The 25225-nt window shown below is 72.2% G+C and carries 20 protein-coding genes; 8 read left to right on the forward strand and 12 right to left on the reverse strand.

What is annotated here, in order from left to right; all coding sequences use genetic code 11:
• Positions 1–46 precede the first annotated feature (46 nt).
• Positions 47–502 (reverse strand): hypothetical protein, encoded by a 456-nt coding sequence (locus ACLQ29_RS26600; protein WP_425774183.1) that lies wholly within the window; start codon positions 500–502, stop codon positions 47–49.
• Positions 503–550: 48 nt separating this feature from the next.
• Here ACLQ29_RS26600 and gatB point away from each other — a divergent pair, with 48 nt between their 5' ends.
• Together gatB and ACLQ29_RS26610 are read left to right on the forward strand one after the other, a co-directional pair.
• Positions 551–2050: an Asp-tRNA(Asn)/Glu-tRNA(Gln) amidotransferase subunit GatB gene (gatB, locus tag ACLQ29_RS26605; RefSeq protein ID WP_425774184.1), complete on the forward strand. Its 1500-nt coding sequence runs from the start codon at positions 551–553 to the stop codon at positions 2048–2050.
• Positions 2051–2164: 114 nt separating this feature from the next.
• Positions 2165–4522: a transketolase-like TK C-terminal-containing protein gene (locus ACLQ29_RS26610; protein WP_425774185.1), complete on the forward strand. Its 2358-nt coding sequence runs from the start codon at positions 2165–2167 to the stop codon at positions 4520–4522.
• Between the two features lie 49 nt (positions 4523–4571).
• Here the strand turns inward: ACLQ29_RS26610 and ACLQ29_RS26615 are convergent, their stop codons facing one another.
• The 3 genes from ACLQ29_RS26615 to ACLQ29_RS26625 all read right to left on the reverse strand — a co-directional run bounded on the left by ACLQ29_RS26615 (position 4572) and on the right by ACLQ29_RS26625 (position 9318).
• Positions 4572–6194, reverse strand: coding sequence for a metallophosphoesterase (locus ACLQ29_RS26615; protein WP_425774186.1), 1623 nt, complete (start codon positions 6192–6194; stop codon positions 4572–4574).
• Positions 6195–6255: 61 nt separating this feature from the next.
• Positions 6256–7428, reverse strand: a complete 1173-nt coding sequence (locus tag ACLQ29_RS26620; RefSeq protein WP_425774187.1) for a PQQ-dependent sugar dehydrogenase — start codon at positions 7426–7428, stop codon at positions 6256–6258.
• Between the two features lie 72 nt (positions 7429–7500).
• Positions 7501–9318, reverse strand: coding sequence for a SpoIIE family protein phosphatase (locus tag ACLQ29_RS26625; RefSeq protein ID WP_425774188.1), 1818 nt, complete (start codon positions 9316–9318; stop codon positions 7501–7503).
• A gap of 185 nt (positions 9319–9503) precedes the next feature.
• On the opposite strand from ACLQ29_RS26625, the gene ACLQ29_RS26630 reads away from it, so the two are divergent.
• On the forward strand, positions 9504–10430 hold the full coding sequence (locus tag ACLQ29_RS26630) for a 2-hydroxyacid dehydrogenase (protein WP_425774189.1): 927 nt from the start codon (positions 9504–9506) through the stop codon (positions 10428–10430).
• Positions 10431–10438: 8 nt separating this feature from the next.
• On the opposite strand, the gene ACLQ29_RS26635 is transcribed toward ACLQ29_RS26630, so the two are convergent.
• Positions 10439–10813 (reverse strand): PH domain-containing protein, encoded by a 375-nt coding sequence (locus ACLQ29_RS26635; protein WP_425774190.1) that lies wholly within the window; start codon positions 10811–10813, stop codon positions 10439–10441.
• A 216-nt stretch (positions 10814–11029) separates the two neighbouring features.
• On the opposite strand from ACLQ29_RS26635, the gene ACLQ29_RS26640 reads away from it, so the two are divergent.
• Positions 11030–13429 carry an EAL domain-containing protein gene (locus tag ACLQ29_RS26640; protein WP_425774191.1) on the forward strand — a complete coding sequence of 800 codons (2400 nt, stop codon included), beginning with the start codon at positions 11030–11032 and terminating at the stop codon, positions 13427–13429.
• Positions 13430–13435: 6 nt separating this feature from the next.
• Here the strand turns inward: ACLQ29_RS26640 and ACLQ29_RS26645 are convergent, their stop codons facing one another.
• Positions 13436–14455: a LacI family DNA-binding transcriptional regulator gene (locus tag ACLQ29_RS26645; RefSeq protein WP_425774192.1), complete on the reverse strand. Its 1020-nt coding sequence runs from the start codon at positions 14453–14455 to the stop codon at positions 13436–13438.
• A gap of 110 nt (positions 14456–14565) precedes the next feature.
• Here ACLQ29_RS26645 and ACLQ29_RS26650 point away from each other — a divergent pair, with 110 nt between their 5' ends.
• A complete protein-coding gene (locus ACLQ29_RS26650; RefSeq protein WP_425774193.1) occupies positions 14566–17013 on the forward strand; it encodes a glycoside hydrolase family 2 protein in 2448 nt (815 codons plus the stop codon).
• A 133-nt stretch (positions 17014–17146) separates the two neighbouring features.
• Positions 17147–17683, forward strand: coding sequence for a hypothetical protein (locus tag ACLQ29_RS26655; RefSeq protein ID WP_425774194.1), 537 nt, complete (start codon positions 17147–17149; stop codon positions 17681–17683).
• Positions 17684–17753: 70 nt separating this feature from the next.
• On the opposite strand, the gene ACLQ29_RS26660 is transcribed toward ACLQ29_RS26655, so the two are convergent.
• Genes ACLQ29_RS26660 through ACLQ29_RS26685 form a run of 6 tightly spaced genes read right to left on the reverse strand, consistent with a single transcriptional unit; the run spans position 17754 to position 22741 of the window.
• Positions 17754–18497, reverse strand: coding sequence for a copper homeostasis protein CutC (locus ACLQ29_RS26660; RefSeq protein WP_425774195.1), 744 nt, complete (start codon positions 18495–18497; stop codon positions 17754–17756).
• Positions 18494–19501, reverse strand: a complete 1008-nt coding sequence (locus tag ACLQ29_RS26665; protein WP_425774196.1) for an asparaginase — start codon at positions 19499–19501, stop codon at positions 18494–18496. Before ACLQ29_RS26665 ends, ACLQ29_RS26660 begins: the two co-directional genes overlap by 4 nt.
• Complete coding sequence (locus ACLQ29_RS26670) at positions 19498–20367, reverse strand: amino acid ABC transporter permease (RefSeq protein WP_425774197.1); 870 nt, start codon at positions 20365–20367, stop codon at positions 19498–19500. The genes ACLQ29_RS26665 and ACLQ29_RS26670 overlap by 4 nt, the downstream gene beginning before the upstream one ends.
• Positions 20364–21008 carry an amino acid ABC transporter permease gene (locus tag ACLQ29_RS26675; RefSeq protein ID WP_425774198.1) on the reverse strand — a complete coding sequence of 215 codons (645 nt, stop codon included), beginning with the start codon at positions 21006–21008 and terminating at the stop codon, positions 20364–20366. Before ACLQ29_RS26675 ends, ACLQ29_RS26670 begins: the two co-directional genes overlap by 4 nt.
• A 16-nt stretch (positions 21009–21024) precedes the next feature.
• Positions 21025–21993, reverse strand: coding sequence for a glutamate ABC transporter substrate-binding protein (locus ACLQ29_RS26680; RefSeq protein ID WP_425774199.1), 969 nt, complete (start codon positions 21991–21993; stop codon positions 21025–21027).
• Positions 21994–22012: 19 nt separating this feature from the next.
• A complete protein-coding gene (locus ACLQ29_RS26685) occupies positions 22013–22741 on the reverse strand; it encodes an amino acid ABC transporter ATP-binding protein (protein ID WP_425774200.1) in 729 nt (242 codons plus the stop codon).
• Positions 22742–22904: 163 nt separating this feature from the next.
• Here ACLQ29_RS26685 and ACLQ29_RS26690 point away from each other — a divergent pair, with 163 nt between their 5' ends.
• Both ACLQ29_RS26690 and ACLQ29_RS26695 read left to right on the forward strand, forming a co-directional pair.
• The gene (locus ACLQ29_RS26690) at positions 22905–24083 is read left to right on the forward strand and encodes an ROK family transcriptional regulator (protein WP_425774201.1); all 1179 of its coding nucleotides are present in this window, start codon (positions 22905–22907) and stop codon (positions 24081–24083) included.
• A gap of 176 nt (positions 24084–24259) precedes the next feature.
• Positions 24260–25090 (forward strand): DUF3152 domain-containing protein, encoded by an 831-nt coding sequence (locus ACLQ29_RS26695; protein ID WP_425774202.1) that lies wholly within the window; start codon positions 24260–24262, stop codon positions 25088–25090.
• Positions 25091–25225 lie beyond the last annotated feature (135 nt).

The raw sequence follows: 25225 nt of genomic DNA on the forward strand, positions 1-25225 counted from the left end.
ACAGACGATCATGCGGTGGCCGTCCTCATTCCTGCGGGACCCGAGGTCACCTCACGAACGGCGGCTGCCGTACTAGGGCGTCGATCCGCAGGTCAGTGGTCCGCCCGTCGCGCAGGGCTTCCTTCATCTGACGCCGTGTGTTCGGACTGGCGCCGCTTGACGGCGACGGGTTGCGGGACATCCGGCGGACGACCAGAAGTGCGATGACGGCACCGATCACCCCGGGTATCAGGAGGAGCAGCAGGCCGGGCAGTAGATCGCCAGCGTTCCATTCGCCGTCGGCGACCGACATCCCGACAACGAGCAGAGCGGGGAAGGCGACCACCAGCAGCACCACCAAGCCGGTGTTCAGCCGGCCCGAGCGTGGCTGCGCCTGCGGGATCGGCCGTGCCTGCTCCACCTCTGCGGTCTGGTCCCCGATAGTCGTCACGGTCGCTCCGTACCCCGTCGCCAAAGACGCCACGCGCGCCTGACGAAACCCGGCCGAGGATTGATCGGACAACCCCACTAGGCTGGACCGGTTCTGTCCGGATCGCGTCTGGAGCGTCTCATGACCACGACACTGCCCGCGTACGACGAGGTCGTCGCGCGCTTCGAACCGGTGATCGGCCTGGAGACCCACGTCGAGCTGGGCACGAACACCAAGATGTTCTGTGGTTGCCCGACCGATTTCGGTGGCGAGCCGAACACCCGGGTCTGCCCGGTGTGCCTGGGCCTGCCCGGTTCACTGCCGGTGGCCAACAAGGCGGCCATCGAGGCGATCATCCGGATCGGCCTGGCGCTGAACTGCTCGATCGCCGAGTGGTGCCGGTTCGCCCGGAAGAACTACTTCTACCCGGACATGCCGAAGAACTTCCAGATCAGCCAGTACGACGAGCCGATCTGTGTCGACGGTTACCTGGACGTCGAGATGGGCGGCGAGACGGTGCGGATCGAGATCGAGCGGGTGCACCTCGAGGAGGACACCGGCAAATCGCTGCACGTCGGTGGTGCCACCGGCCGCATCCAGGGCGCGACCGAGTCGCTCGTCGACTACAACCGGGCCGGCATCCCGCTCGTCGAGATCGTCACCAAGCCGATCACGGGCACCGGTGCGCTCGCCCCCGACGTGGCCAAGGCGTACGTCGCCGAGCTGCGTGACGTGATCCGCACCCTCGGCGTCTCCGACGTGCGGATGGAGGAGGGTTCGCTGCGCTGCGACGTGAACACCTCGCTCAACCTGCCGGGCGCGGAGTGGGGCACCCGTACCGAGACGAAGAACGTCAACTCGCTGCGGTCGGTGGAGCGGGCGGTCCGCTCGGAGATGCTGCGCCAGGCGTCGGTGCTCGACGCGGGCGGCCGGATCACCCAGGAGACGCGCCACTTCCACGAGGACACCGGTGACACCACCCCGGGTCGCTCGAAGGAGACGGCCACCGACTACAGGTACTTCCCGGAGCCCGACCTGGTGCCGATCGCCCCGGACCGGGCCTGGGTCGCCGAGCTGAAGGCCGCCCTGCCGGAGCTGCCGCGGGTGCACCGGCGTCGGCTCCAGGAGCAGTGGGGCCTCTCCGACCTGGACATGCAGTCGGTGTTGAACGCCGGCGCGGTCGAGCTGATCGAGGCCACCGTGGCGGCGGGCACCACCCCGGCGGCGGCCCGCAAGTGGTGGCTGGGTGAGCTGTCCCGCCGCGCCAACGAGAGCGGCGTGGAGCTGGCCGAGATCGGTGCCACTCCCGCCCAGGTCGCCGAGCTGCAGGGGCTTGTCGACGCAGGCTCGCTCAACGACAAGATGGCCCGTACGGTGCTGGAGGGCGTGGTCGACGGTGAGGGCTCGCCCACCGAGATCATGACCAGTCGGGGCCTGGAGGTCGTGTCGGACACCGGTGCGCTGACCGCCGCCGTGGACGAGGCGATCGCCGCGAACCCCGGCATCGCCGACAAGATCCGCAGCGGCAAGGTCGCGGCGGTCGGCGCGCTCGTCGGCGCGGTCATGAAGACCACCCGGGGGCAGGCCGACGCGAAGACCCTGCGTGAGCTGATCCTGGAGCGCCTCGGCGTCCAGGGCTGACCGGCACACCCGAAACAGGCCGCCGCGGCGGCCTGCCGCCACCCCCTGTCGCAGACGCGGCCACCCCCGCACCCCGCACGAGGGCGTCAACGGCGACGCCCGAATGGAGCCACCGTGACCCAGCACGACCTCGATGTCCTCGACGAGATCCAGCGGCGGGTGCTCTGGCTCGCCACCCGGATCGTCGACGCCGCCAACCACGACCGGGCCACCGGTGACGGCGTGAAGGTCGGCGGCCACCAGGCGTCCAGCGCCTCGCTGGTCACGGCGATGACCGCGCTGTGGTTCGCGCACCTGGACGCCGAGGACCGGGTCGCCGTGAAGCCGCACGCGTCCCCGGTGTTCCACGCCATCCAGTACCTGCTCGGCAACCTGGACCGCTCCTACCTGCCCCGGCTGCGGGCCCGTGGCGGCCTCCAGTCCTACCCGTCGCGCACCAAGGACCCCGACGAGGTGGACTTCTCCACCGGCTCGGTGGGGCTGGGCGCGGCGGCGCCGCTCTTCGCCGCCGCCACCCGGCGGTACGTCGACGCGCACTTCGGGGCCCGCCCGCACTCCCGGTTCGTGGCGCTGATCGGCGACGCCGAGTTGGACGAGGGCAACATCTGGGAGGCGGTGGCCGACCCGGCGACCACCGGGCTGGGCAACGTCATGTGGCTCGTCGACTTCAACCGGCAGTCGCTGGACCGGGTGGTTCCCGGCATCCGGATCAACCAGTGGCGCGGCCAGTTCGAGGCGGCCGGCTGGCACGTCGTGGAGGTCAAGTACGGCCGTCGGCTCGCCGAGGCGTACGCCCGGCCGGGTGGCGAGGCGCTGCGCGACTGGATCGACGCGATGCCCAACGAGCAGTACCAGTCGCTGTTCGGGTTGACCGGCCCGGCCCTGCGAAAGCAATTCCTGGACGGTGCGCCGGCCGGCATCGACGAGCTGATCGCCCACGTCAGCGACGAGGAGCTGAGCCCGCTCGTCACCGACCTGGGCGGGCACGACCTGTCCGCGATGCTGGACGCGTACGCCCAGTGCGACGCGGTCACCGACCGGCCCAGCGTCGTCTTCGCGTACACCGTCAAGGGTTGGGGGTTGCCCATCGCCGGCAATCCGCGCAACCATTCCGCGCTGCTCAGCTCGGAGCAGGTCGACACGCTGCGGGCCGCGCAGGGGTTGACCGCCGAGACCGAGTGGGACCGCCTCGACCCGGCGTCACCGGCCGGCATCCGGGCCGGCGCCCGCCGGGAGGCGCTGTCCCGCGCGCCCCGCGAGCGCGCGCTGGGGGTCACCGTCCCGGAAAGCACGGGAGTACGCGCAACGAAGCCGATCTCCACGCAGGAGGTCTTCGGTCGGGTGCTCGTGGACCTGGCGCGGCACCGGGAGGTGGGCCGCTACCTGGTGACCACCGCCCCAGACGTGGCCACCTCCACGAACCTGGCCGGGTTCATCAACAAGACCGGGGTGTTCGCCCCCACCGAGCAGCGTTCCTGGACCGAGGACCGGATGCTGCGCTGGACCGAGAGCCCCGCCGGGCAGCACATCGAGCTGGGCATCTCGGAGATGAACCTGTTCCTGCTGCTCGGTCAGCTCGGCCTGTCCTGGGACCTGTCCGGGCAGCCGCTGCTGCCGGTGGGCACGGTCTACGACCCGTTCGTGCTGCGCGGCCTGGACGCGTTCCTGTACGGCACGTACTCCGGCTCGAGGTTCGTGGTGGCCGGCACCCCGTCCGGCATCACCCTGGCCCCGGAGGGCGGCGCCCACCAGTCCACGATCACCGCGTCGGTGGGCCTGGAGCTGCCCGGGGTGACCTTCGTCGAGCCGGCGTACGCGACCAGCCTGGACTGGCTGCTCTGCGACGCGCTGGGGCAGATCGCCGGTGGGTCGACACCGGCGGCGACCGCCGCGCCCGCCGAGGACGGCGCGTACTACTTCCGGTTGAGCACCCGACCGCTGGACCAGGCGCCGTTCGAGGCGGCCCGGACCCGTCTCGGTGACGCGGTGCTGCGTCGCCAGGTGGTCGCCGGGGCGTACCGGCTTGTCGACGCGCACCAGGCGTACCCGCATCTGGTCGACGCCCCGGTGGTGCAACTGGCCGCCTCCGGCGCGGTGCTGCCCGAGGTGTTGGCCGCGGCGGCGGAGCTGGCCGACGAGGGCATCGCCGCGCACGTGGTGGACGTGACGAGCCTCGACCGGCTCTACCGGGCCTGGCAGCGCACCCTGCGCCAGGGCGTGCGGACGGCCACGGTGCCCAGCGTGCCGGGCGCGCTGCGGTCCGCGTTCGTCGATCGGGTGCCGGTGGTGACCGTGCACGACGCGGCGTCGCACGCGATGGCCTGGCTCGGGTCGGCCCTCGGCGCGCCGGCGGTGCCGCTCGGCGTGGACGAGTTCGGCCAGTCCGGCAGTGTCGCCGAGCTGTACGACCTGCACGACCTGCTGCCCGGCAGCATCGTCAACGCCGCCCTGGCCGCCATCGCCCTGCGCTGACCCGGTCGCGCCGGCCCAGTGGTGCCGAGCCGGCCGTGTGGGGCCAGGATCAGCTGGTCGGGCTCGGGGTGGGGCTCTGCAGCGGGTTGGGTGACTCCGGCGCGCCACCGGTCGGCGTCGGGGTGACCGACGCCTGCGCGCCCTGCGCCGGATCGGCCACCACGTGCCGTTCCAGGTTGACCTGGGACTGGCCGGTGCCGCCCACGGTGATGTCGTCGTACGCCTGGAGCATCTTCTGCTGGTCGAAGTAGAGAACCGTCATCGTCAGCGGAGTCGGTTTCTCGCCCTCCAGGCCGCGCAGGCCGGCGCCGCCGGTGGAGCCCTCGACCATCAGCGCGGTGGGCTGCTGGCCGGGCGCCTGGGGCAGCCGGGACACCTGCCGCGCGTGGGTGTGCCCGGCCAGCACCAGCGGGCAGGTGCCGGCGAGCGGCCCGGCCGACGCCGGGTCGTGCACCAGCGCGATGTTCACCGGCTGGGGCGAGCGGCGCACCGTGGTCGCGAGCTGCTCGCCCGCGTCGATCACCTGGTCGGCGACCTGGGGGGTCAGGCCGCTGCCGGCGGGTGAGGTGTTCTTGTCCGGGGTGAAGCGGGGGTCGCCGATGCCGGCGATGGTCAGCCCGCCGACCGTGGTCGTCGAGTTGTTCAACACGATCGCGTTCGGCTGACGGGCGACGGCGGCGGCGGTCTTGCCGGAGTCGTGGTTGCCCCGGATGAAGACGTACGGCTTCTTGAGCAGGCCGATCGAGCCGACGAAGGACGCCTCCGGCTCGCTGCCCCAGTCGGTGATGTCACCGGTGTCGATCACGACGTCGATGCCGAACTGCTCCACCACCGTCCGGATCAGTTGCCAGCCGGTCGGGTTGAGGTGCATGTCGGAGACGTGCAGCACCCGCGTGGTGCCCGGGGTCGGCTCCAGCAGCGGAAGCGCCGAGACGGTGGTGTAGAGCTGGCTGACGTTTCCGACCAGGCGTTGCAGTTGCTCGGCGTACTTGGTGTAGTCGTTGGCGATCCGGCGCGCGTCGCCGACGATGGCTGGCGCGTTGACAAGCAGCCCCTCGTAGCGTGGCTCCTCGATCGCCTGGGGACGTACGGTGGCCGCCGCCGTGCCGAGACTCCCGGCGGTGACCAGCAGCGCGAGGCCACCCGCCCAGGCGGTCCGCCGGACGTTGCGGAAGATCAGCCCGGCCAGGATCAGGGTGACGAGCACCGACGCGCCGAGGGCCCGCAGGCCGAGCCGCATCACACCGGAGCGGACGTCCTCCACGGCGCTCTGGCTGGCCCGGCTGATGCTGGCCGGGTCGTCGATCAGCGCCTCGGTGCGTCCCTGGTCGAGTGCGCCCAGCCGCACGGTGAGGTGGGTCGGCCCGTCGTGGCTGTCGAGCAGCAACGCGCCGAGCGGCGGGATGTCGACGGTGGTGCCGCCGTCGCGGGCGGGGGAGATGCTGAGGTTGGCCCGGAACGGCCCGATGTCGGTGTCGACCTGACCGCCGGCCAGCACCCCGAGCACCGCCCCGGTCAGGGCCACGGCGAGGACGGCGACGATCAGCCCGACGCGGCGCAGCGGGCCGCCGGGGCCGACCAGCGAACGCGTGGGGCGTGGCGGATCGCCGTCGGTCACCGGGGCGTCCCGGTCCCCGGCGTCGTCGTGCTGCTCGTCGCGCTGCCCGTCCATGCTGAAAGTCTGACCTGCCCGTCGGGAGATCTTGGTAAACCTGAACGGATGGTGACGAACGTCAGCTGCGTCCGCCGTCGCCGCCCGCGAAGACCACCCGCAGGAGTCGGTCGTCGTCGCCGCCCGGGTTGCCCCGCCCGTCGTGGTTGGAGGTGCTCACCCAGAGCGAGCCGTCCGGCGCGGCGGCCACCGCGCGCAGTCGGCCGTACCGGTTGGTGAGCAGCTCACTGGGCTGGCCGAGCAGCGTGCCGGTGTCGGTCAGCTCCATCACCCAGAGGCGTTTGCCGCGGAGGCAGCCGGTGACCAGCAGCCGGTCCGTGGCGGCCAGACCGGAGCAGGACGCGTCCTCGGTCGCCCACTGCGTGACGGGGTCGGTGAACCGCCGGTCGCCGGCCCGTCCCTCGACCTCCGGCCAGCCGTAGTTGCCGCCCTTGGTGATCTGGTTGATCTCGTCCCAGGTGTTCTGGCCGAACTCGACGGCGTACATCCGCTTGGCGCCGTCCCAGGCGAAGCCCTGCACGTTGCGGTGACCCTGGGACCAGACCGGGGAGCCGGCGTACGGGTTGCCCGGTGCGGGCTTGCCGTCCCGGGTGATCCGGAGGATCTTGCCGCCGAGGCTCTTCACGTCCTGCGAGAGGGGGCGCTGGCCGGCGTCCCCGGTGCTGACGTAGAGCTGCCCGTCCGGGCCGAAACCCAACCCGCCACCGTTGTGCACGTTGGCCTTGGGGATGCCGGTGAGGATCGGGGTGGGCTGCCCACCGAGTTGTAGCCGCGCGACCCGGTTGTCCCGCTCGGCGGTGTAGTAGACGAAGACCGTCCGGTCGCGGGCGTAGTCGGGGGAGACGGCGATGCCGAGCAGGCCGCCCTCGCCGGCCGCGGCCACGTCGGCGATCGTCTGCACCGGGCGGATCCGCAGACCGTCCGGCCCGGACTCGGGGCCGACCTGGACGATCCGGCCGCTGTCCCGTTCGGTGACGAGTGCGGCCCCGTCGGGCAGGAAGGCGATGGCCCAGGGCACCCGCAGACCCTTCGCGAGGACCGTCGCCACCGCCTGCTGGCCGGCGCCGCCGGGGCTCGCCGAGGCGGACGGGGTCGGCAGGTTGGGCGGCTCGCCGGCCGGGTCGGGCTCCGGTTCGCCGAAGCTGCAACCCGCGCTGAGCAGCACTGCCGCGCAGGACGCCGCGAGGGCCACCCGAAGGCTACGGACGCGAGGGTACGGGGGACGGGCTCTCACCCGGCCCAGGGTAGCCCGCCGGACGGCCCGGCCGAGTCCGATGGGTGCCCGCGACCCCGGCCGGTGCACAGTTCACCGTGCCCGTACGGCCAGCAGCGCGGTGTCGTCCTCGCGGTGGCGGATCGAGGCGAGCAGCAGGTCGCACAGCTCGTCGAGGGGCAGTGAGTCGGTGTCGGTCAGCCGAATCACCAGCTCGGCCAGGCCCTCGTCGATGGATCGGTCCCGCCGCTCGATCAGCCCGTCGGTGTAGAGCAGCAGGGTGTCGCCGGTGGCCAGGCTCGTCGACTGGCTGGTCCGCGACGACGCTCGGGCCAGGCCGAGCAGCGGCTCCGGTCTCGCCTCGAGAATCTCGACCGTCCCACCGACGCGGACCACCAGGGCCGGCGGGTGCCCGGCGTTGGACCAGGTCACCTCGCGGACGCCGGCGTCCTGCGGGCAGATCCGGACCAGCGTCGCGGTGGCGGCGATGGGCAGCCGCAGGCCACGGATCGCGCCGTCCAGGTTGCTCAGCAGCTCCCCGACCGAGTCCGGCCGGCCGAAGGCGTTGCCCCGCACCAGGTTGCGCAGCTGACCCATGGTCGCCGCCGCCTCGATGTCGTGCCCGGCCACGTCCCCGATCGCCGCGATCAGATCGCCGTCGGGCTGGATGAACGCGTCGTACCAGTCACCGCCCACCTCCACCCGGTCGGCCGCCGGCTGGTAGCGGGCCGCCAGCTCCAGCTCCTGGACGACCGGCAGGCGCGGCAGCATGCTGTGTTGCAGGACCTCGGCGACGTGTCGCTGCTCGCCGTACATCGAGCTGTTGCCGACGGCCTGGCCGGCCCTGCGGCCGATCTCGACGGCGGTGAGCAGGTCGCGGTCGTCGAACTGCTGCCGCCCGGTGCCGTTGACCAGGGTGATCGCGCCCAGCACGGTGCCGCCGACGCCCCGCACCGGCACGCTCAGGTAGGACGCGATGCCCAGGCGGGCGGCGATCGGCGCCATCTCCGGGTGGGTGGTGCCCCTCGTCACGTCGGCCAGCGACGCGATGCTGCCGAGTCGGGGCTGGCCGGTCCGCAGCACCGCCCGGATGGACGAGTCCGGGCTCAGCCCGGTGCGCAGCAACTCACCGAAGCGTTCGACGTCCGCCGTCCGGGCCGGGTCGCGGTGCACCGAGACCACCTCGCGCGGCAGGCCGGTCGGGCCGATCAGGGTGAGCAGGCACCAGTCGGCGAGCAGCGGCACCATGGCGGCGGCGAGTCGGCGCAGCGCGGTGCCCACGTCCAGGGTGCCGGCGAGGGTCTCACTCACCCCGGCCAGCAGCTCCAGCCGCTCGTGTGCCTGCACGACCCGCCGCCGGGCCTCCTGCGCGCCGTCCAGCGCGATGCGCAGTCGCAGCTCGGACGAGCAGGCGGCAGCCAGGTCGGCCAGGGTCCGTAGCTGCGCGCTCGTCCACGCGCGCGGTTTGCTGTCGATGGCGCACAGCGAACCGAGCACCCGCCCGGAGAGGTCGGTCAGCGGCATCCCGGCGTACGCGACGACGCCGAGGTCGTCGATGGCCAGATTGTCCCGGACACGGGGGTAGACCCGGGCGTCCGGCAGCACCATCGGCACCTCGATGTCCACCACGTGCTGGCAGAACGAGTGACTCAACGGGGTCTGCCGGCGTTCCGACCAGGGCTCCGGCAACCCGAACGCGCCCGGAAAGAACTGCCGGTCGGCGGTGACCAGGGAGACAAGCGCGACCGGCACGTCCAGCAGGTCGCTGACCAGCCGGGCGAACCTGTCGAACGCCTCGTCCGGGGCGGCGTCGAGGCCGGTGTCGGCGAGCGCGCGGAGCCGCTCCGGGTCGCCGAGCGCCGCGGGTGAGGCGGTTGGACGCCGGGCGGTGCCGGGGGAGCCGTCGGTCATCGAGCACCTGTCTGCTGGGGCGGAGGCCGACCGGACCTCCGACCCTTCGTTATACCTCGTCCAGGGCCGGGTCGAACATCGGTGTGCTGAGTCTCGCCCGCCCCAGCTCCGCGCGCCATCCCCCGGGACGCCGGTTCGCGCCCGCAGCGCGCCGGTCGCGGTGGCGGGGACTATCGTCGGCTGACGTGAAGGTATGGATTCCGAACCAGGCCGGCCTGAACCTGATGGGCGAGCTGCCCCCGGACGTGACGGTGGAGGTCCTGGAGCACGCCGACCGGCTGCCCTCGGAGGTGGCGGACGTCCGCGTCTGGGTGCCGCCGTTCCTGACCGGCACCGACGCGACGGCGCTGCTGGGTGAGCTGCCCGACCTGGCGGTGGTGCAGTTGCTCTCCGCCGGGGCGGACGCCTGGGCCGGCCGGACCCCACCGGGTGTCACCCTCTGCGATGCCCGGGGCGTGCACGACCCGGCCACCGCCGAGTGGGTCGTGACCGCGATCCTCGCCCAGCTACGGGCGTTCCCGGCGTTCCTCCGTGCCCAGGCCGACAGGCGCTGGGCGTACCAGGGGAACGCCCCGACCGACGAGCTGACCGGCAAGCGGGTGCTCATCATCGGGGCCGGTTCGATCGGCTCGGCGGTGCGCGACCGGCTCGCCCCCTTCGAGGTGAGCTTCACCCTGGTCGCCAGGACGGCCCGCCCGGAGCAGGGGGTGTACGCGGTCGAGGAGTTACCCCGGCTGCTGCCCGAGGCGGACGTGGTGGTGGTGCTGGTGCCGCTCACCGACCAGACGCGTGGCCTGATCGACAAGGACTTCCTGGCCGCGATGCCGGACGGGGCGCTGCTGGTGAACGCCGCCCGAGGGCCGGTGGCACACACCGAGGCACTCGTCGCCGAGCTGGGCACCGGCCGGATCTCGGCCGCGCTGGACGTCACCGACCCGGAGCCGCTGCCCGCCGACTCGCCGCTCTGGGCGATGCCGAACGTGCTGCTCACCCCGCACGTGGCCGGGTCGGTGCGAGGCCTGCTGCCGAGGGCCTACCGACTGGTCGGTGACCAGGTTCGCCGGTTCGCCGCCGGACAGCCGCTGATCAACGCGGTCGTCGACGGCTACTGAGCCGGCACTCAGCCGGCGTGGGGCAGCGCCTGACCGGTGGCCGAGATCAGCCGGGGCAGGTCCTCGCCACGGACGGCCGGCAGGGTGACCTGCTGGCCGTCGTCGAGCCGGGCCACCGCCCGCCCGCGCCGGTCGGCGGTCAGCTCGACGACCCGGTCCCAGGTGAGGCGGCGTTGCCCGACCAACGCCCGTAGCCGTAGCTCCCGCGCGTCGGCTTCGGTGCCGGCCCGCCAGGCCCACACCCCGACGGCGAGCGGGACGAGCAGCACCGCCAGCAGGTAGGTCCGGGCGTTCGCCAGCGGCAGGGCACCGATGAAGGCGATCACCGCGGCGACCAGGATGGCTTGGTTGTATCGGAAGCGGACCGTGTCGGGCTTACTCACCCTCCGATGATCCCACTCCCGGCCGTTGCGGCTCGCGGCGGGCGGTGCCGAGGGGGTGGTACGTCGTACAGTGACACCTGTCGTTGCCTGCTCTGGGTGACCGACACGTAACCGATGTGGCCGCCGATCGTTCACAATTGTTGGACAGCGGACCAGAGATTGTTCGATGTCCCGCACCGTCGTACCGCCCCGTGCCCCCTCACGAAGGCGACCGCCGTGCTCCTCGCGTACCCGTTCCGCGTCCTCGTCCCCCGCCGAACACCGGAGACCGCCACGTCCACGACTGTGGCGCTGCTCCTCTTCGCCGGTGCCCTCGACCTGGTGCCGACTCCGGTGGTGATCGCCCTGTCGGCCGGCGCCGGCGCCACCCTCGCCGGGGTGCGGCTCTCCCGGCTGGCCGTCTCGCGCCGCGTCGACCCGGCGCCGCGGACGGCGGGCGTGCTGCTCGACGCGGCGGTGGTGACGGCCGGTCTGACCGCCGTCGCACTGCCGCTGGCCGGTGGCTGGCGCACCGTTGCCGCGCTGGTGGGGGCACTGCTCGTGGTGGCCCTCGCCGGGGCGGGGTTGTGCCGGCTTCCCGGCCGGACGCGCCCGACCGCCGGGGTCCGGCTGCGCGGGCTCGTCGAGTCGACCGGCCCGGCCGTCGGGTTGGCCCTCGCCGGCTGGCTGCTGCTGCCCCCTGTCGGCCCGCCGGTGCCGGTCCGGCTGGTGGCCGCGTTGGCGCTCGGTGGGCTGGGCATGGCCGCGCTCACCGCGTTCGCCGGGCCGCGGCGACGTTCTCCGACGGCGGTCTGCCGCGGCGGAGTCCTGCTCACCCTCGGCGGGCTGGTGCTGCTGGCCGCGCTGCCGTCCGCGCCGACCGGGCGGGTGACCCTGCTGGTCGTACCCCCGCTGGTGCTCGGTTTGCTGCTCGTCGCGGTCGGTGCGGTCGGTGCGGTCGACGCCGCGGACGCGGGCGACACCGCGCCGGCGGAGCCGATCTCGTCGGCCTGGCCCCGGTCGGTGCTCCCCGCCGCGGTGCTGCTGCTGGCGGTGGCGCCGCACCTGGGCTCCGGTCACGCGCCGGATCGGACGAGCGTCGTGCTGGCGCTGGCGGCGGTGCCGCCCCTGGTGCTGCGCGAGTTGCTGCGCGCCCGTGACGCGCCCAACTCGGCACGACCCGCCGCGCACCGCCGACCCGCCGGCGGCCCGGTGCGGCACCGCCACGCGCTCCAGCCGCGCTGGCTGGGTGATCTTCCACCGACGGCGCCCGTGCACGACCCGAGCGACAAGCGCGACCCGGCTGGCCCAATAGCCGGGTACGGCGCCGGCTCGACCTGGCCGGCGGAGGACGACGGCGGCTGGTCGGCGCTGAGCCGGCGGCCGGTTCCGGCGGGAAACGGTCCGCCCGGTGACCGGGCAGCCCTGCTGGACGCCCTCGCCGCGATCGGCGACGTGCCGGCGCCGTCCGGCGCGCTGCTGCTCGTCGACCTGCACGTCACCGACGGGATCGGCCCGACCGCGCGGGAGGACGTGCTGGCCGAGGCGGTGCACCGGGTCCGCGCCGTCATCGCTTCCGACGACGTGGTCACCGGCTGCACGGGCGCCGGCTTCGCGGTGGTCACCGCCGCCGGCCCGGTGCTGGCGTACGCGCTGGGCACCCGGTTGCTGGCCGCGCTCGCCCCGCCCTACCAGGTTGCCGGTGCGGTGATGCGGGTGCAGACAAGCATCGGGCTGGCCGAGGTGAGCGGTGACCGGCCCGCTGACGTGCTCCGGCAGGCCGAGCTGGCCCGGCGGCGGGCCGTGCAACTGGGCCGGGATCGGGTCGAGTGGTATGACGCGTTCCTGGAGGAGCAGTTGGTGCGCCGCCTCGACCTGGAACGCGAACTGCCCGGTGCGGTGGCCCGTGGCGAGTTGGACCTCGTCTACCAGCCGGTTGTCGACCTGGCCGACGGGCAACCGGTGGGTGCGGAGGCGCTGCTGCGGTGGCGCAGCCCGGTGCTCGGCACGGTGCTCCCGGCCGAGCTGCTGCCGGTCGCCGAGGACCTGGACCTGGTCGGCGAGTTGGAGTGGTGGGTGCTGGACCGGGCCTGCCGGCAGTTGTCCGACTGGTCGGTGGGCGTTCGGGAGTTGTGGATGGCGGTGAACGTCACGACCCGGGAGCTGACGACGCCCGACTTCGTGCAGCGGGCGGCGGCCGTGCTGGCCGCGTACGGGGTGCCACCGGAGCGGCTGGTGGTGGAGGTGAGCGAGCCGAAGGTGGCGGGTGACCTGTCGACAGTGGTGGCCCGGTTGGCCGGGCTGCGGTCGCTTGGCGTCCGCACCGCGTTGGACGACTTCCGGGCCGAGCACGCCTCGCTGGCCCAGCTCCGCCGACTGCCGATCGACCTGCTCAAGGTGGGCCCGGAGTTGGTGGGCGCCCAGCCGGACGGGCAGCCACCGCTTATCGACGTGGTGGTAAACGTCGGTGAGCGGCTGGGCGTCGAGATCGTCGCCGAGGAGCTGGAGTCGTCGACGCAGGTGGAGGTGGCCCGCCGGGGCGGCTGCCGGTACGGGCAGGGGTTCGCGCTGGCCCGCCCGGCGACGGCCGAGCGGGTCGAGGCGTACTTCGAGGAGTTCCCGTCCGCATCTCGCTGAACCGGTTCATCTTCCTCGGGGAGGCGCGGTGCTGCCCCGGGGGGTCAGCTGCGGCGTCTCGTCCTGCACCCGGCTCACCGGCGCCCCACCGATCACGGCGAGCAGTTGCCGGGCGGCGTGCGCGCCGTACGCCGAGATGTCCCGGCCCAGCGCGGTCAGCGGCGGGTGCACCAACCGGCACAGCGGCGAGTCGTCCCAGGCCACGATGGACAGGTCGCCGGGAACGGTGAGCCCCATCTCCTGGGCCACGGAGAGCCCGGCGATGGCCATCACGTCGTTGTCGTAGATGACCGCCGAGGGCCGTTGGGCGGAGCTGAGCAGGCGGCGGGTGGCCCGCCCGCCCTCCTCGCCGGTGTAGTCGGACCAGACGGTGACCGCGTCGGCCAGGTCGAGCCGTCGACACACCGCCGCGAACGCGTCGGTGCGGATCTCGGTGTGCCGCAGGTCGGGCAGGCCGGCGACCCGGGCGATCCGCCGGTGCCCGAGCGCGACCAGGTATTCCACCGTCTCGGTCAACGCCGCCGCGTCGTCGGACCAGAGGCTGGCCAACGCGCCGGTGCCACCGGGTCCGCCGATCACCACCGCGGGCAGTTGGAGCTGCTCCAGGGCGGCGATGCGGCGGTCGTCGGTGCGCAGGTCGCAGACGAGCACCCCGTCCACCCGACGTTCGCCCCACCAGCGCCGGTAGACCGCGATCTCGGCGTCCGGATCGGCCACCACCTGGAGAGTCAGCGCGTACGAGCGGGCGGACAGTTCGGCCTCGACGCCACTGATCAGCGCCATGAAGAACGGCTCGACGCCGAGGATCCGGGCCGGTCGGCACAGGGCCAGGCCGACCGCCCCGGCGGTGGCGGCGGAGAGGGCGCGGGCGGCGCTGCTCGGACTGAACCCGATCTCCGTGGCGATGGCCAGGATGCGCTGCCGGGTGGCCTCGGAGACCCCGGGCTGCCCGTTCAGCGCGTACGACACGGCGCCCTTGGACACCCCGGCGTGCCGGGCGACGTCGGCGATTGTCGGCCGCTTCACCGGCGTGCTCCTTAGCTCTCTGGCCGTTGACAGTCCGAATTCCGAACCGTACGGTGCTCAGCTTATCCGGTTCAGTAGGCGTCTTTCGATGCAGAAGGTGCGGTGCGGAGTTGAGCCGACAGGCACTCTACGACGGTTGGACCCTGCGGGCGGCACCCGGAGCGCGGGTGCCCGCCGACATCGCCGGGCGGGCCGTGCCGGCGACAGTGCCCGGCTGCGTACACACCGACCTGCTCGACGCCGGGTTGATCCCAGACCCCTACCTCGACGACAACGAGCTGGCCCTGGCCTGGATCGGGCGCACCGACTGGCACTACCGCACGAGCTTCCGACACCTGGCCGGCGACCACGACCGGGTGGACCTGGTCTGCGCCGGCCTGGACACCGTCGCCACGCTCATCGTCAACGGCGTCGAGGTCGGCCGTACGGCGAACATGCACCGCGGCTACCGGTTCGACGTCCGCGCCCTGCTCCGCGACGGCGACAACGACCTGGCCGTGGCGTTCGAGTCCGCGTACCGCTACGCCGAGGCGCAGCGGGAACGGCTCGGCGACCGGCCCAACGCGTACCCGGAGCCGTTCCACTTCATCCGCAAGATGGCCTGCAACTTCGGGTGGGACTGGGGGCCGACCCTGGTCACCGCCGGCATCTGGCAGGAGATCAGCCTGCACGCCTGGTCCACCGCCCGGCTGGCCGGCGTCCGTCCACTTGTCACGATGGACGGCCGCGACGGCCGGGTCGAGCTGCACATCGACATCGAGCGGGTCGCGGACGTCGCGCTGACCGTCCGGGCGGTCGTCGCCGGCGCCCACGCCGAGACGGTCGTCCCGGCCGGGCAGCGCACGGCCGTGCTGACCCTCACCGTCCGCGAGCCCGCGCTCTGGTGGCCCCGGGGGTATGGCGACCAGACCCGTCACCCGATCGAGGTGACCCTGCACGCGCACGGTGAAACCCTGGACACCTGGTCGCACCGCATCGGCTTCCGCTCGGTACGACTGGACACCACGCCCGACGCACACGGCACCCCGTTCACGCTGTCGGTGAACGACGTCCCGGTCTTCGTCCGCGGGGTCAACTGGATCCCCGACGACGTGTTCCCCACCCGGATCACCCGGGACCGCCTCGCCGAACGGTTCGACCAGGCCGTCGAGGCCAACGTCAACCTGCTGCGCGTCTGGGGCGGCGGCCGGTACGAGTCGGCGGACTTCTACGACCTCGCCGACGAGCGCGGGCTCCTCGTCCAGCAGGACTTCCTCTTCGCCTGCGCCGCGTACCCGGAGGAGGAGCCGTTCGCCGGCGAGGTGGCCGCCGAGGCCGCCGAGCAGGTGACCCGGCTCGCGCCGTACCCGTCGCTGGTGCTCTGGACCGGCAACAACGAGAACATCTGGGGCTGGCACGACTGGGACTGGCAGCCGGCCCTCGCCGGGCGTACCTGGGGACGTGGTTACTACCTCGACGTGCTGCCCCGGATCGTCGGCGCGCTGGACCCCACCCGCCCGTACTGGCCGGGCAGCCCCTGGTCGGGCACCGAGGCGATCCACCCGAACGACCCGGCACACGGCACCACCCACATCTGGGACGTGTGGAACACCCACGACTACACCAGATACCGGGAGTACGTGCCCCGCTTCGTCGCCGAGTTCGGCTACCAGGCCCCACCGGCGTACGCGACCCTGCGCCGGGCACTGAGCGACGAACCCCTGGCCCACGACTCGCCGGGCATGGCCCACCACCAGAAGGCGGCGAACGGCGACGCCAAACTCCAACGCGGCCTGGACGCCCACCTGCCTGCCCCGGCGGACTTCGACGACTGGCACTACCTGACGCAGCTCAACCAGGCGCGGGCCATCCAACTCGGCGTCGAGCACTTCCGATCCCACCGGGGCATCTGCGCGGGCACCATCGTCTGGCAGCTCAACGACTGCTGGCCGGTCACCTCCTGGTCCGCCGTCGACGGCGACGGCCGTCGCAAACCCCTGTGGTACGCGCTGCGCCACGCGTACGCCGACCGCCTGTTGACCGTGCAGCCCCGCGACGGCGGGCTGGCCCTGGTCGCGGTCAACGACGGCGGCACGACCTGGCAGGCGTCGGCCTCGGTGACCCGGCTGACCCTCGACGGTGAGCCCCGGGCGAAGATCTCCGTCGACCTCGACGTTCCGGCGTACTCATCGGTGGTGCTGGCGCTGCCGACGGACCTGGTCCGGCCCGACGACGCCCGGCGGGAGCTGGTGATCGCCGAGGCGGGGGAGACGGCCGAGCGGGCGCTGTGGCTCTTCGCCGAGGACCGGGACGTGGACTGGCCGGCGGCGGCCTGGGAGGCGGCGGTCGAGCCGTTCGACGGCGGGCAGCGGGTCCGGGTCACGGCCCGGACGGTGCTGCGCGACCTGACGCTCTTCCCGGACCGGCTCGACGCGGCGGCCACCGTGGACGGTGCGTTGGTCACGCTGCTGCCGGGCGAGTCGGTGACCTTCACCGTGCGGGCCTCTGGTCCGCTGGACGCTGGCGCGCTGACCGGTCGGCCGGTGCTGCGCTGCGTCAACGATATCGAGCGGCGATAGTCGCTCGGCCCGCGCCGGACCAGGTGGTGCGGTGAGTGATATACCTCAGCGGCATATTTATACCTCTGCGGTATACCGCTCATCGCAGTCCAGCGGCAGGCGCGGCAGGGCGGACGGCACCCCGAGGAGCACAGTGATCACCGAACATGTCCGAGACGCGGCGGCGACAGCGTTCGTCTTCGGGTTCTTCGCCTCCAGCTGGTTCGGCTGGGCTCAGGATTCGCCCCCGAAGCCGTGGCGGCCGGTGCTCATCGGCGGTTCGGTCCTCGCCCTGCTCACCGCTACCGCCGGAGGTCTTCTCGCCGGGAGCCACTGGTCGGACGGGACGGCGTTCGACGCCGACACCAGCCGTACCTTCGGCATCGTCGTCGGCATCGAGTTCGGTGTCGCCGCCATCGGCGCCGGGTTGCTCGCCCTGCTGCGGCGTCGCGAGCTGATCGCTCCGTGGGTAGCCCTGGTCGTGGGCGTCCACCTCTTCCCGGTGGCAGAGCTGCTCGGCTACCGGCTGATCCACCTGGTCGCCGCGCTGGTCACCGTGGCGGCGGTCGTGGCGGTCCCGGTGGCTCGGGCCCGTGCGTCGGCGGTGAGTGCGGTGGTCGGGCTCAGCACCGGCGTCGCGCTGCTGCTCGGCGCGGTGTCCTCGCTGATCATCGCCCTGGTCGCGTACTGAGACGGGTCGCCGAGCGGTGGGGCTGAAGGAGTCTTCTCCAGACGCACCGCTCGGCGAGCTGACGACGGGGTCAGGCGCGGGCGGCGGCGAGCACCTGGCCGACCAGGGCGCCCGAGGTGCCCGAACGCTCGTACTCGGGCCGGTTCAGGCTGCCACCCATCAGCGGCGCCGGGTTGCGGTGCACGGCCGGGCTGTCCGAGCTGACCAGTGCCGCGAAGTGGTACTCGTCGGCGCCGGTCGCCTCGACGATCCGGGCGATGTTGCGCGGGGTGATGCCACCGCCCGGCATGACGATGATCCGGCCGGCGGCCCGGCGCACCAGGTCGGCGATGAGCGGAGCGCCCTCCAGCACGCTGACCTCCTGACCCGAGGTGAGCACCCGCTGTACGCCCAGCTCGATCAGCTGCTCCAACGCCGAGTGCGGGTCGCGGGTCATGTCGAACGCCCGGTGGAAGGTGATGCTGGCGTCGCCCGCGGCGGCGATCAGCCGGCGGGTGGTCGGCACGTCGACGTCGCCCTCGGCGGTCAACGCGCCGATCACGATGCCGTGCGCGCCGGCCGCAACCGCGGCCCGGACGTCCCGCTCCATCGCCTCGACCTCGAACGGCGAGTAGATGAAGTCGCCGGCCCGCGGACGGACGATCACGTGTACCCGGATCCGGCTGACCGCGCGCAGGGTCGTCTCGATGGTGCCCAGGCTGGGGGTCAGCCCGCCGTCGAAGAGCGCGGAGCACAACTCCACCCGGTCGGCGCCGGCCTCCTCGGCGGCGACCGCTCCCTCGACGCTGTCGATGCAGATCTCGAATGTGTTCATGATTCTTCCTCTTCCGTGCGAGACGTGCGGGGCGATGCTGTGGTCCAGTCGATGACGGCCGTGACGGCGCCGACGGGTACGCCGCCGCCGAGCACCGGCACCTGGCGCAGTGCGGCAGCCCCACCCACCGGTACGCCCACGGCGTCGAGGGCGGCGAGGGCGATGGCGGTGGTGGCCCGGGGTGAACCGTCGATCGCCTTCACCGCCACCGCGTGGCCATCCGGTGCGGCCACCGCGAGCACGCCTTCGGCCCCGCCCTTGGCGAGGACGCCGGGCAGCGCCCGCATCAGGTCGGTGTTCGGGTGCCCGTGCCAGCCGCCGACGTACTCCGGGTGTTGGCGCATGGCCTGCGCGACCAGCGCCTCGTCGCTGCCGGCGGGCGCGGTGACCAACGCCTGGAACGTGCGGGCCAGGCCGGTCAGCGGCAGACCGAACAGCGGTGCGCCGCAGCCGTCGACCGCGTGGTGCGCGATCGGCGTGCCGGCCAGCCGGGCGACGGCGGCGGCGGTTTCCCGCTGGAGCGGGTGGTCGGGGTCGAGGTAGTCGTGGGTGCTCCAGGACCGGGCGACGCAGGCGACAAGCATCGCGGCGTGCTTGCCGGAGCAGTTCATCCGAATCCGGTCGCGCTGTCCGCCGGAGCGGATCAGCCGGTCCCGGGTCGCTTCGTCCTCCGGCCAGTCCACCGGGCAGCCGAGCGCGTCCTCGGTCAGGCCGGCCCCGGTCAGCATCGCCCGGACCACCTCGACGTGCCGGTCGTCGCCGGTGTGGCTGCCGGCGGCGAGGGCCAGCGCCGGGCCGGTCAGCTCGTCACCCGCCGCGACCCGGCAGGCCAGTGCCTGCACCGGCTTGAGGGTGGAGCGAGGCAGCACCGGCTCGTCGGGTACGCCGGCGGCGAGGGCGACTTTCCCGTCCGGGGCGAGCACCACGACGCTGCCGTGGTGCCGGCTCTCGACGAAGCCGTTGCGCACGACCCGGGCCAGTTCGGCGTAGCGGAAGATGGTCACCGGGGGGTGTTCCCTTCGACAAGTGGCGGGGCAGGCTCAGCGGCCTGCCGTCCGCGCCGGCCGCCGAAGCGGCCGTTGCGGGCCTGGAGTACGCGGGCGAACTTCGACAGCGAGGCGTTGACCACCAGGTAGATCAGGGCCACCACCAGGAACGTCTGGATCAGCAGGTGGGTGTAGGAGGAGAGCACCTGCCCGCTGTAGAGCAGCTCGGTGTAGCTGACCACGAAGCCGAGGGAGGTGTCCTTGAGTAGCCCGACCAGCTGGCTGACCAGGGACGGGGCGAGTTGGAGCAGCGCCTGCGGCAGGACCACCAGCGCCATGACCTGCCCTCGGCGTAGCCCGACCGCGAGGCCGGCCTCGGTCTGCCCACGGTCCAGCGCCAGGATGCCGGACCGGAAGATCTCCGCGAACGCCGCCGAGTTCGAGACCACAAGCGGCACCACGAGCTTCCAGAACAGCGGGAAGTTCAGCCCGTACTGCGGCAGGGCGAACAGCGTCACGTAGATCAGCAGCAGGGTGGGGACGGTCCGGAAGATCTCCACGTACGCGCCGGCCAGCCAGCGCAGCGGCCGATGCGTCGACAGCCGACCGAGCGCCAGCAGCAGCCCGAGCGCGGCGCTGAGCACGGCGGTCGCGGCGGCGGCGCGCAGCGTCGCCCACAGGCCGTTGAGCAGGTACCGCCAGATCGGCCAGGTGGTGAACGGCTCCCACCGGGCGGCGGCCAGCTCACCGTGGCTGGCGAACTGGTTGACGGCCACGACCAGGGCACCGGCCAGGAGGATCGCGCCCAGCACCGTGGCGATCCGGATCCGCCGCTGGGCGCGGGGGCCGGGCTCGTCGAAGAGGATCTGTTGCGTCTTGTTCATCGGACGATCGCCAGCCTTCGTTCGAGCAGGCCGGTGACCTGACCGATGATCAGCGCCAGCAGCATGTAGGCGAGGCCCGCGCCGGTGAAGACGGCGATCGGTTGGGCCTCGACCAGGTTCACGTTGTTGGCCGCCTGGGTCAGCTCGACCACGCCGACGGCGGCGGCCAGCGAGGTGTTCATCAGCAGCGCGATGCAGATGTTGCCGATCGGCTGGATCACCGCCCGGAGTCCCTGCGGCAGGATCACGTGCCGCAGGGACTGGCCGAAGGTGAGCCCGATGGCGCGGGCTGCCTCGGCCTGGCCCACACCGACCGTGTTGATCCCGGCGCGGATCGCCTCTGCCAGGTACGCCCCCTCGTACACCGCGATGACGATGGCGGCGGACGTGAACAGCGGGAACGTGATGCCGATGGTCGGCAGCGCGAACACGAAGAGCACCAGCAACGCCAGCAGCGGCAGGTTCTGGAACACCTCGACGTACGCGGTGCCGACGGCACGCAGCAGCGGGACGGGGGCGATCCGCAGGGTGGCCACGACGATGCCCAGCAGCATCGCGCCGACGGTGGTCACGACTGTCAGTTCGACAGTCGTGACCAGGCCGTGGCCAAGCTCGCTCAGGTGGGCGGTGAGGGCTTCCATCGGTACGGGAGGCTGCTCAGGAGCCGTCGGCGGAACCGAGGGCGGGCGGGGTGGGCGCCCCACCCTCCACCACCGAGCCGAGGGTGCCCTCCCAGACCTTCGCCCACGTGCCGTCGGCCTGGATCTTCTTCAGCCAGTTGTTGACGAACTCCTTGAACTGCGCGTCCTCCTTGTTGAGGCCGATGCCGTACGACTCGGTGGTGAACGGCTCGCCCACCACCTTCATCCCCGGATTCGCCTTGGCGCCCGAGGCGAGCAGCGTGAAGTCCTGCACGTACGCGTCGCCGCGCTTCTGCAGCAGCGCCTGCAACGCCTGCGGGTCGGTGCCGAAGGCGATCTGCTTCGAGCCGGGCGCGGCGGAGGGCAGCGCGGTGACGGCGGGGGTGTTCGCCCCGACGATCACGGTCTTGCCGGCGAGGTCCTTGACGCTCTTGATCGAGGTGTCGTCCTTGCGGACACCGACGGCGAGGCCGGAGGTGAGGTACGGGCCGGCGAAGGCGACCTGGGTGGCCCGCTGCGGGGTGATCGTGTACGTCTGGAAGACAGCGTCGACCGACTTGGCCTGGAGCATGGCCTCCCGGGTCTGGGTGCCGATTGTCGTCGTCTTCACCTCGGGCTTGCCGATGATGTACTTCGCCAGCAACTTCGCCATGTCGGCGTCGAAGCCCTCGATGGTGCCGCTGACCGGGTTCTGCTGGGCGAGCAACGGCGCGTCCAGGGACCCGCCGATGTTCAGGTAACCGCGCTTGCGGATCGCGTCCATGGCCGAGCCCGCGGGGATGTCCGCGTCGGTGGCGACCGGCGCGGCGTCGTACACCGACTGGGCGATGACGCCGTCGCCGCCCAGGCCGGGGTTGCCGGGCAGCGCCGGAGCGCTGCCGCCGCTGTCGCCGCCGCAGCCGGCGGCGGCGAGGGTCACCGCCACCGCGGTGGCGGTGAGGGCGAGCGACCGCCGCCCGGTGAAGCTCATCTTGAGGATTGACATGACACCCTCCCGTTGGGGGCTAGTGCTGGAGGATCTTGGATAGGAAGTCGCGGGCCCGCTCGGTGCGCGGAGCTGCGAAGAAGTCGTCGGGAGCGCCGGATTCGACGATCCGGCCGTCGTCCATGAAGACCACCCGGTCGGCGGCGCGACGGGCGAAACCCATCTCGTGGGTCACCACGATCATGGTCATCCCCTCGGCGGCCAGGGAGACCATCACGTCGAGCACCTCGTTGACCATTTCCGGGTCGAGGGCCGAGGTCGGCTCGTCGAAGAGCAGCACCTTCGGCTGCATCGCCAGGGCCCGGGCGATCGCGGCCCGCTGCTGCTGCCCGCCGGAGAGTTGGGCCGGGTGGTGGTTCGCCTTGTCGGCGATACCGACGCGCTCCAGCAGGGTCATCGCCTGCTGCCGCGCCTCTGGTCGAGGGATCCGGCGGACCCGGGTGGGGCCGAGGGTGATGTTGTCCAGCACCGTCTTGTGGCCGAAGAGGTTGAAGGACTGGAAGACCATGCCGACATCGGCGCGCAGGCGGGCCAGTGCGCGGCCCTCGGCGGGCAGCGGCTCGCCGTCGATCTCGATGCTGCCCTGCCCGGCGGTCTCCAGCCGGTTGAGGCAGCGGCACAGTGTCGACTTGCCGGAGCCGGAGGGCCCCACCACGACGACCACCTCGCCGGCGGCCACCGTGAGGTCGATGTCCTTGAGCACGTGCAGCGGACCGAACCACTTGTGCAGGCCGCGTACCGACACCATGGGTCGATCCGCACCCGTCGTCTCCGGTGCCACCAGGCGGCCTCACTTCCTTCGGCTACAAAACTAAGTCGGCTTCATATCGAACCAACAGCGCCATCTAAAGGTAGCCAGCAAACTAAGTCAACCGGTTGCTTGAACAAACTCCGGGTGCTAAGAAGCTGACGTGACGATTGACGACGCGCCACGCGATGTCCTCCGGGGCGGCCCCCGGGAGCTACTGCGCTGGGTGGCCACCGGTGCCGCCGTCAGTCGGGCCGACCTGTCCCGCCTCTCCGGGCTCTCCCCGTCGACGGTTTCCCAGCGGGTCGAGGCGTTGATCAGCCAGGGGTTGCTGGAGGAGACCGGCGCCGGGCGGTCCCGGGGTGGGCGACGGCCCCGTCAGCTCGCCGTGCCCACCGGTGGTGCCGTGGTCGGCGCCATCGACCTCGGTGCGCATCACGCCCGCGTCGGCACGCTGGATCTCTCCGGTCGGGTGGTCCAGGCCCGCACCCTGCCGGTCCGCATCGAGGACGGCCCGGAGGCGGTGCTCGGCGCGCTGCTGGCCGAGGTCACCACGCTGGTGGGCAGCGATCCAGTGGCTACGGCCGGCGGCTCGGCGGCAGACGCGCTCCGCGGCGTCGGCATCGGGATTCCCGGCCCGGTGCAGCACGCCACCGGGCGGATCGTCAGCCCATCGCGGATGCCCGGCTGGAACGGCTTCGACGTCGCCGCGTTCTGCACCGGCCAGGTCGACGTGCCGGTCATCGTGGACAACGACGCCAACCTGATGGCGCTCGGCGCGCACCGGACCGCGCATTCCGAGTTGGACCACGCCGTCTACATCAAGGCCGGCACCGGGATCGGCTCCGGTGTGATCTCCAGTGGACGGTTGCACCGGGGCGCGCAGGGCTCGGCCGGAGACATCAGCCACTGCCGGGTGGTGGCCGACCCCGCGCCACCGTGCACCTGTGGAAACGCCGGTTGCCTGGAGGCGGTCGCCAGCGGTGCCGCACTTGTCACCGCGCTCCGGGGTCAGGGCGTAGCGGTCTCCGACCTGACCGGTGTGATCCGCCTGATCGACGACGGTGACCGGCAGGCCACCGCCCTCGCCCGGCAGGCCGGCCGCGCCGTCGGCGAGATCCTGGCCGTGGTGGTCAACTTCTTCAACCCGCAGGTGGTGGCCATCGGCGGCCGGCTGGCCGACTGCGAGCCGCTGTTGGCCAGCATGCGGGCCACCCTCTACGAGCGGTGCCTCCCGCTGGCCACCCAGACCCTGCTCATCGAACGGGTCACCGCCGGTCAGGACGTCGGCATCACGGGTGCCGCCCACCTGGTGATCGATCACGTCGTAGCAGCCGCCTGACCTCGCTCAAACCGACTGCGATGGTCACCTAGGGTGATCGCCTTCGGTGTTTCGTGCCGGATCTATGCGCTTTTACGCGGGCACCGGCGCCGATCATCCTGACAATTTCCTTACAGGCAGTCACGTAGCCTTCCGGTGTTCCTCAGTGACCCGTGATCGCTACTGGAGGTTTCGACGTGCGGATCGACGGACGGCTGCTCGTGCCGATCTCGTTGGCAGTGATGCTGGCGACCGCCGGGTGCGGGACGCCGTCGGCGCCGGCTTCCGGCCAGGCGGATGTCCCGCGCTCGGAGTCGAGTGCCCCGCGCTCGGGTGCGCGCCCCAGTGCTACGCCGACCTCCAGCCCGACTCCGGAGATCCCGACCGACAAGCAGATCCCCACCAGGGCCGCCGGCACCTTCACCACCGCCGCCGGCAACGGTCGCGTGATCGGTAAGGGCAAGAAGCGGGTGCGCTACAGCGTTTCGGTGGAGAAGGGGATCGCCTGGGGTGACATCCCGTCCTGGAAGCCGGACCGGTTCGCCGCGAGCATCGAGCAGGTGTTGGCGGCACCGAACGGATGGGCCACCTCGGCCCAGCACCCGGTCACCAATGCGGCGGTGGACCTGAGCCGGGCGTCGTGGTCCTTCCAGCGGGTTGGCAGCTCGACTGTCGACGTCGACGTGCGGCTCGCGACACCAAGGACAGTGGACAGACTGTGCGGTGCGAGCGGCGTCGACACCGAGGGCGTCTACTCGTGTAAGTACGGCAAGACCATCATGATCAATCTGCGGCGTTGGCTCCAGGGCTCCCCGGGATACCCGGTCAGCATCGACGAGTACCACGCCGGCGTGATCAATCACGAGTTCGGCCACTTCCTCGGCTTCGCGCACATGGAGTGCGGCGGGCCGGGCAAGCCGGGTCCGGTCATGATGACCCAGACGATTGACCTGGGCGGGTGCCTGCCCAACGTCAGCCCGTTCACCGAAAACGGCACGTTCGTCAGCGGCCCGTGGGCGCCGTCCTGACCTGGTGATCCCCGCACCGACCACAGCGGTGATCGACACGGGTTCGCTGATCTCGCGGTGTCCAGGCCATGGGGACACCCCGATATCGCTGATCTCGTGTCGAGCACGAGAGACGGCGCTGCCCGGCCGGTGAGT

Source organism: Micromonospora sp. DT228 (assembly GCF_049841595.1).
Classification (GTDB): Bacteria; Actinomycetota; Actinomycetes; order Mycobacteriales; family Micromonosporaceae; genus Micromonospora.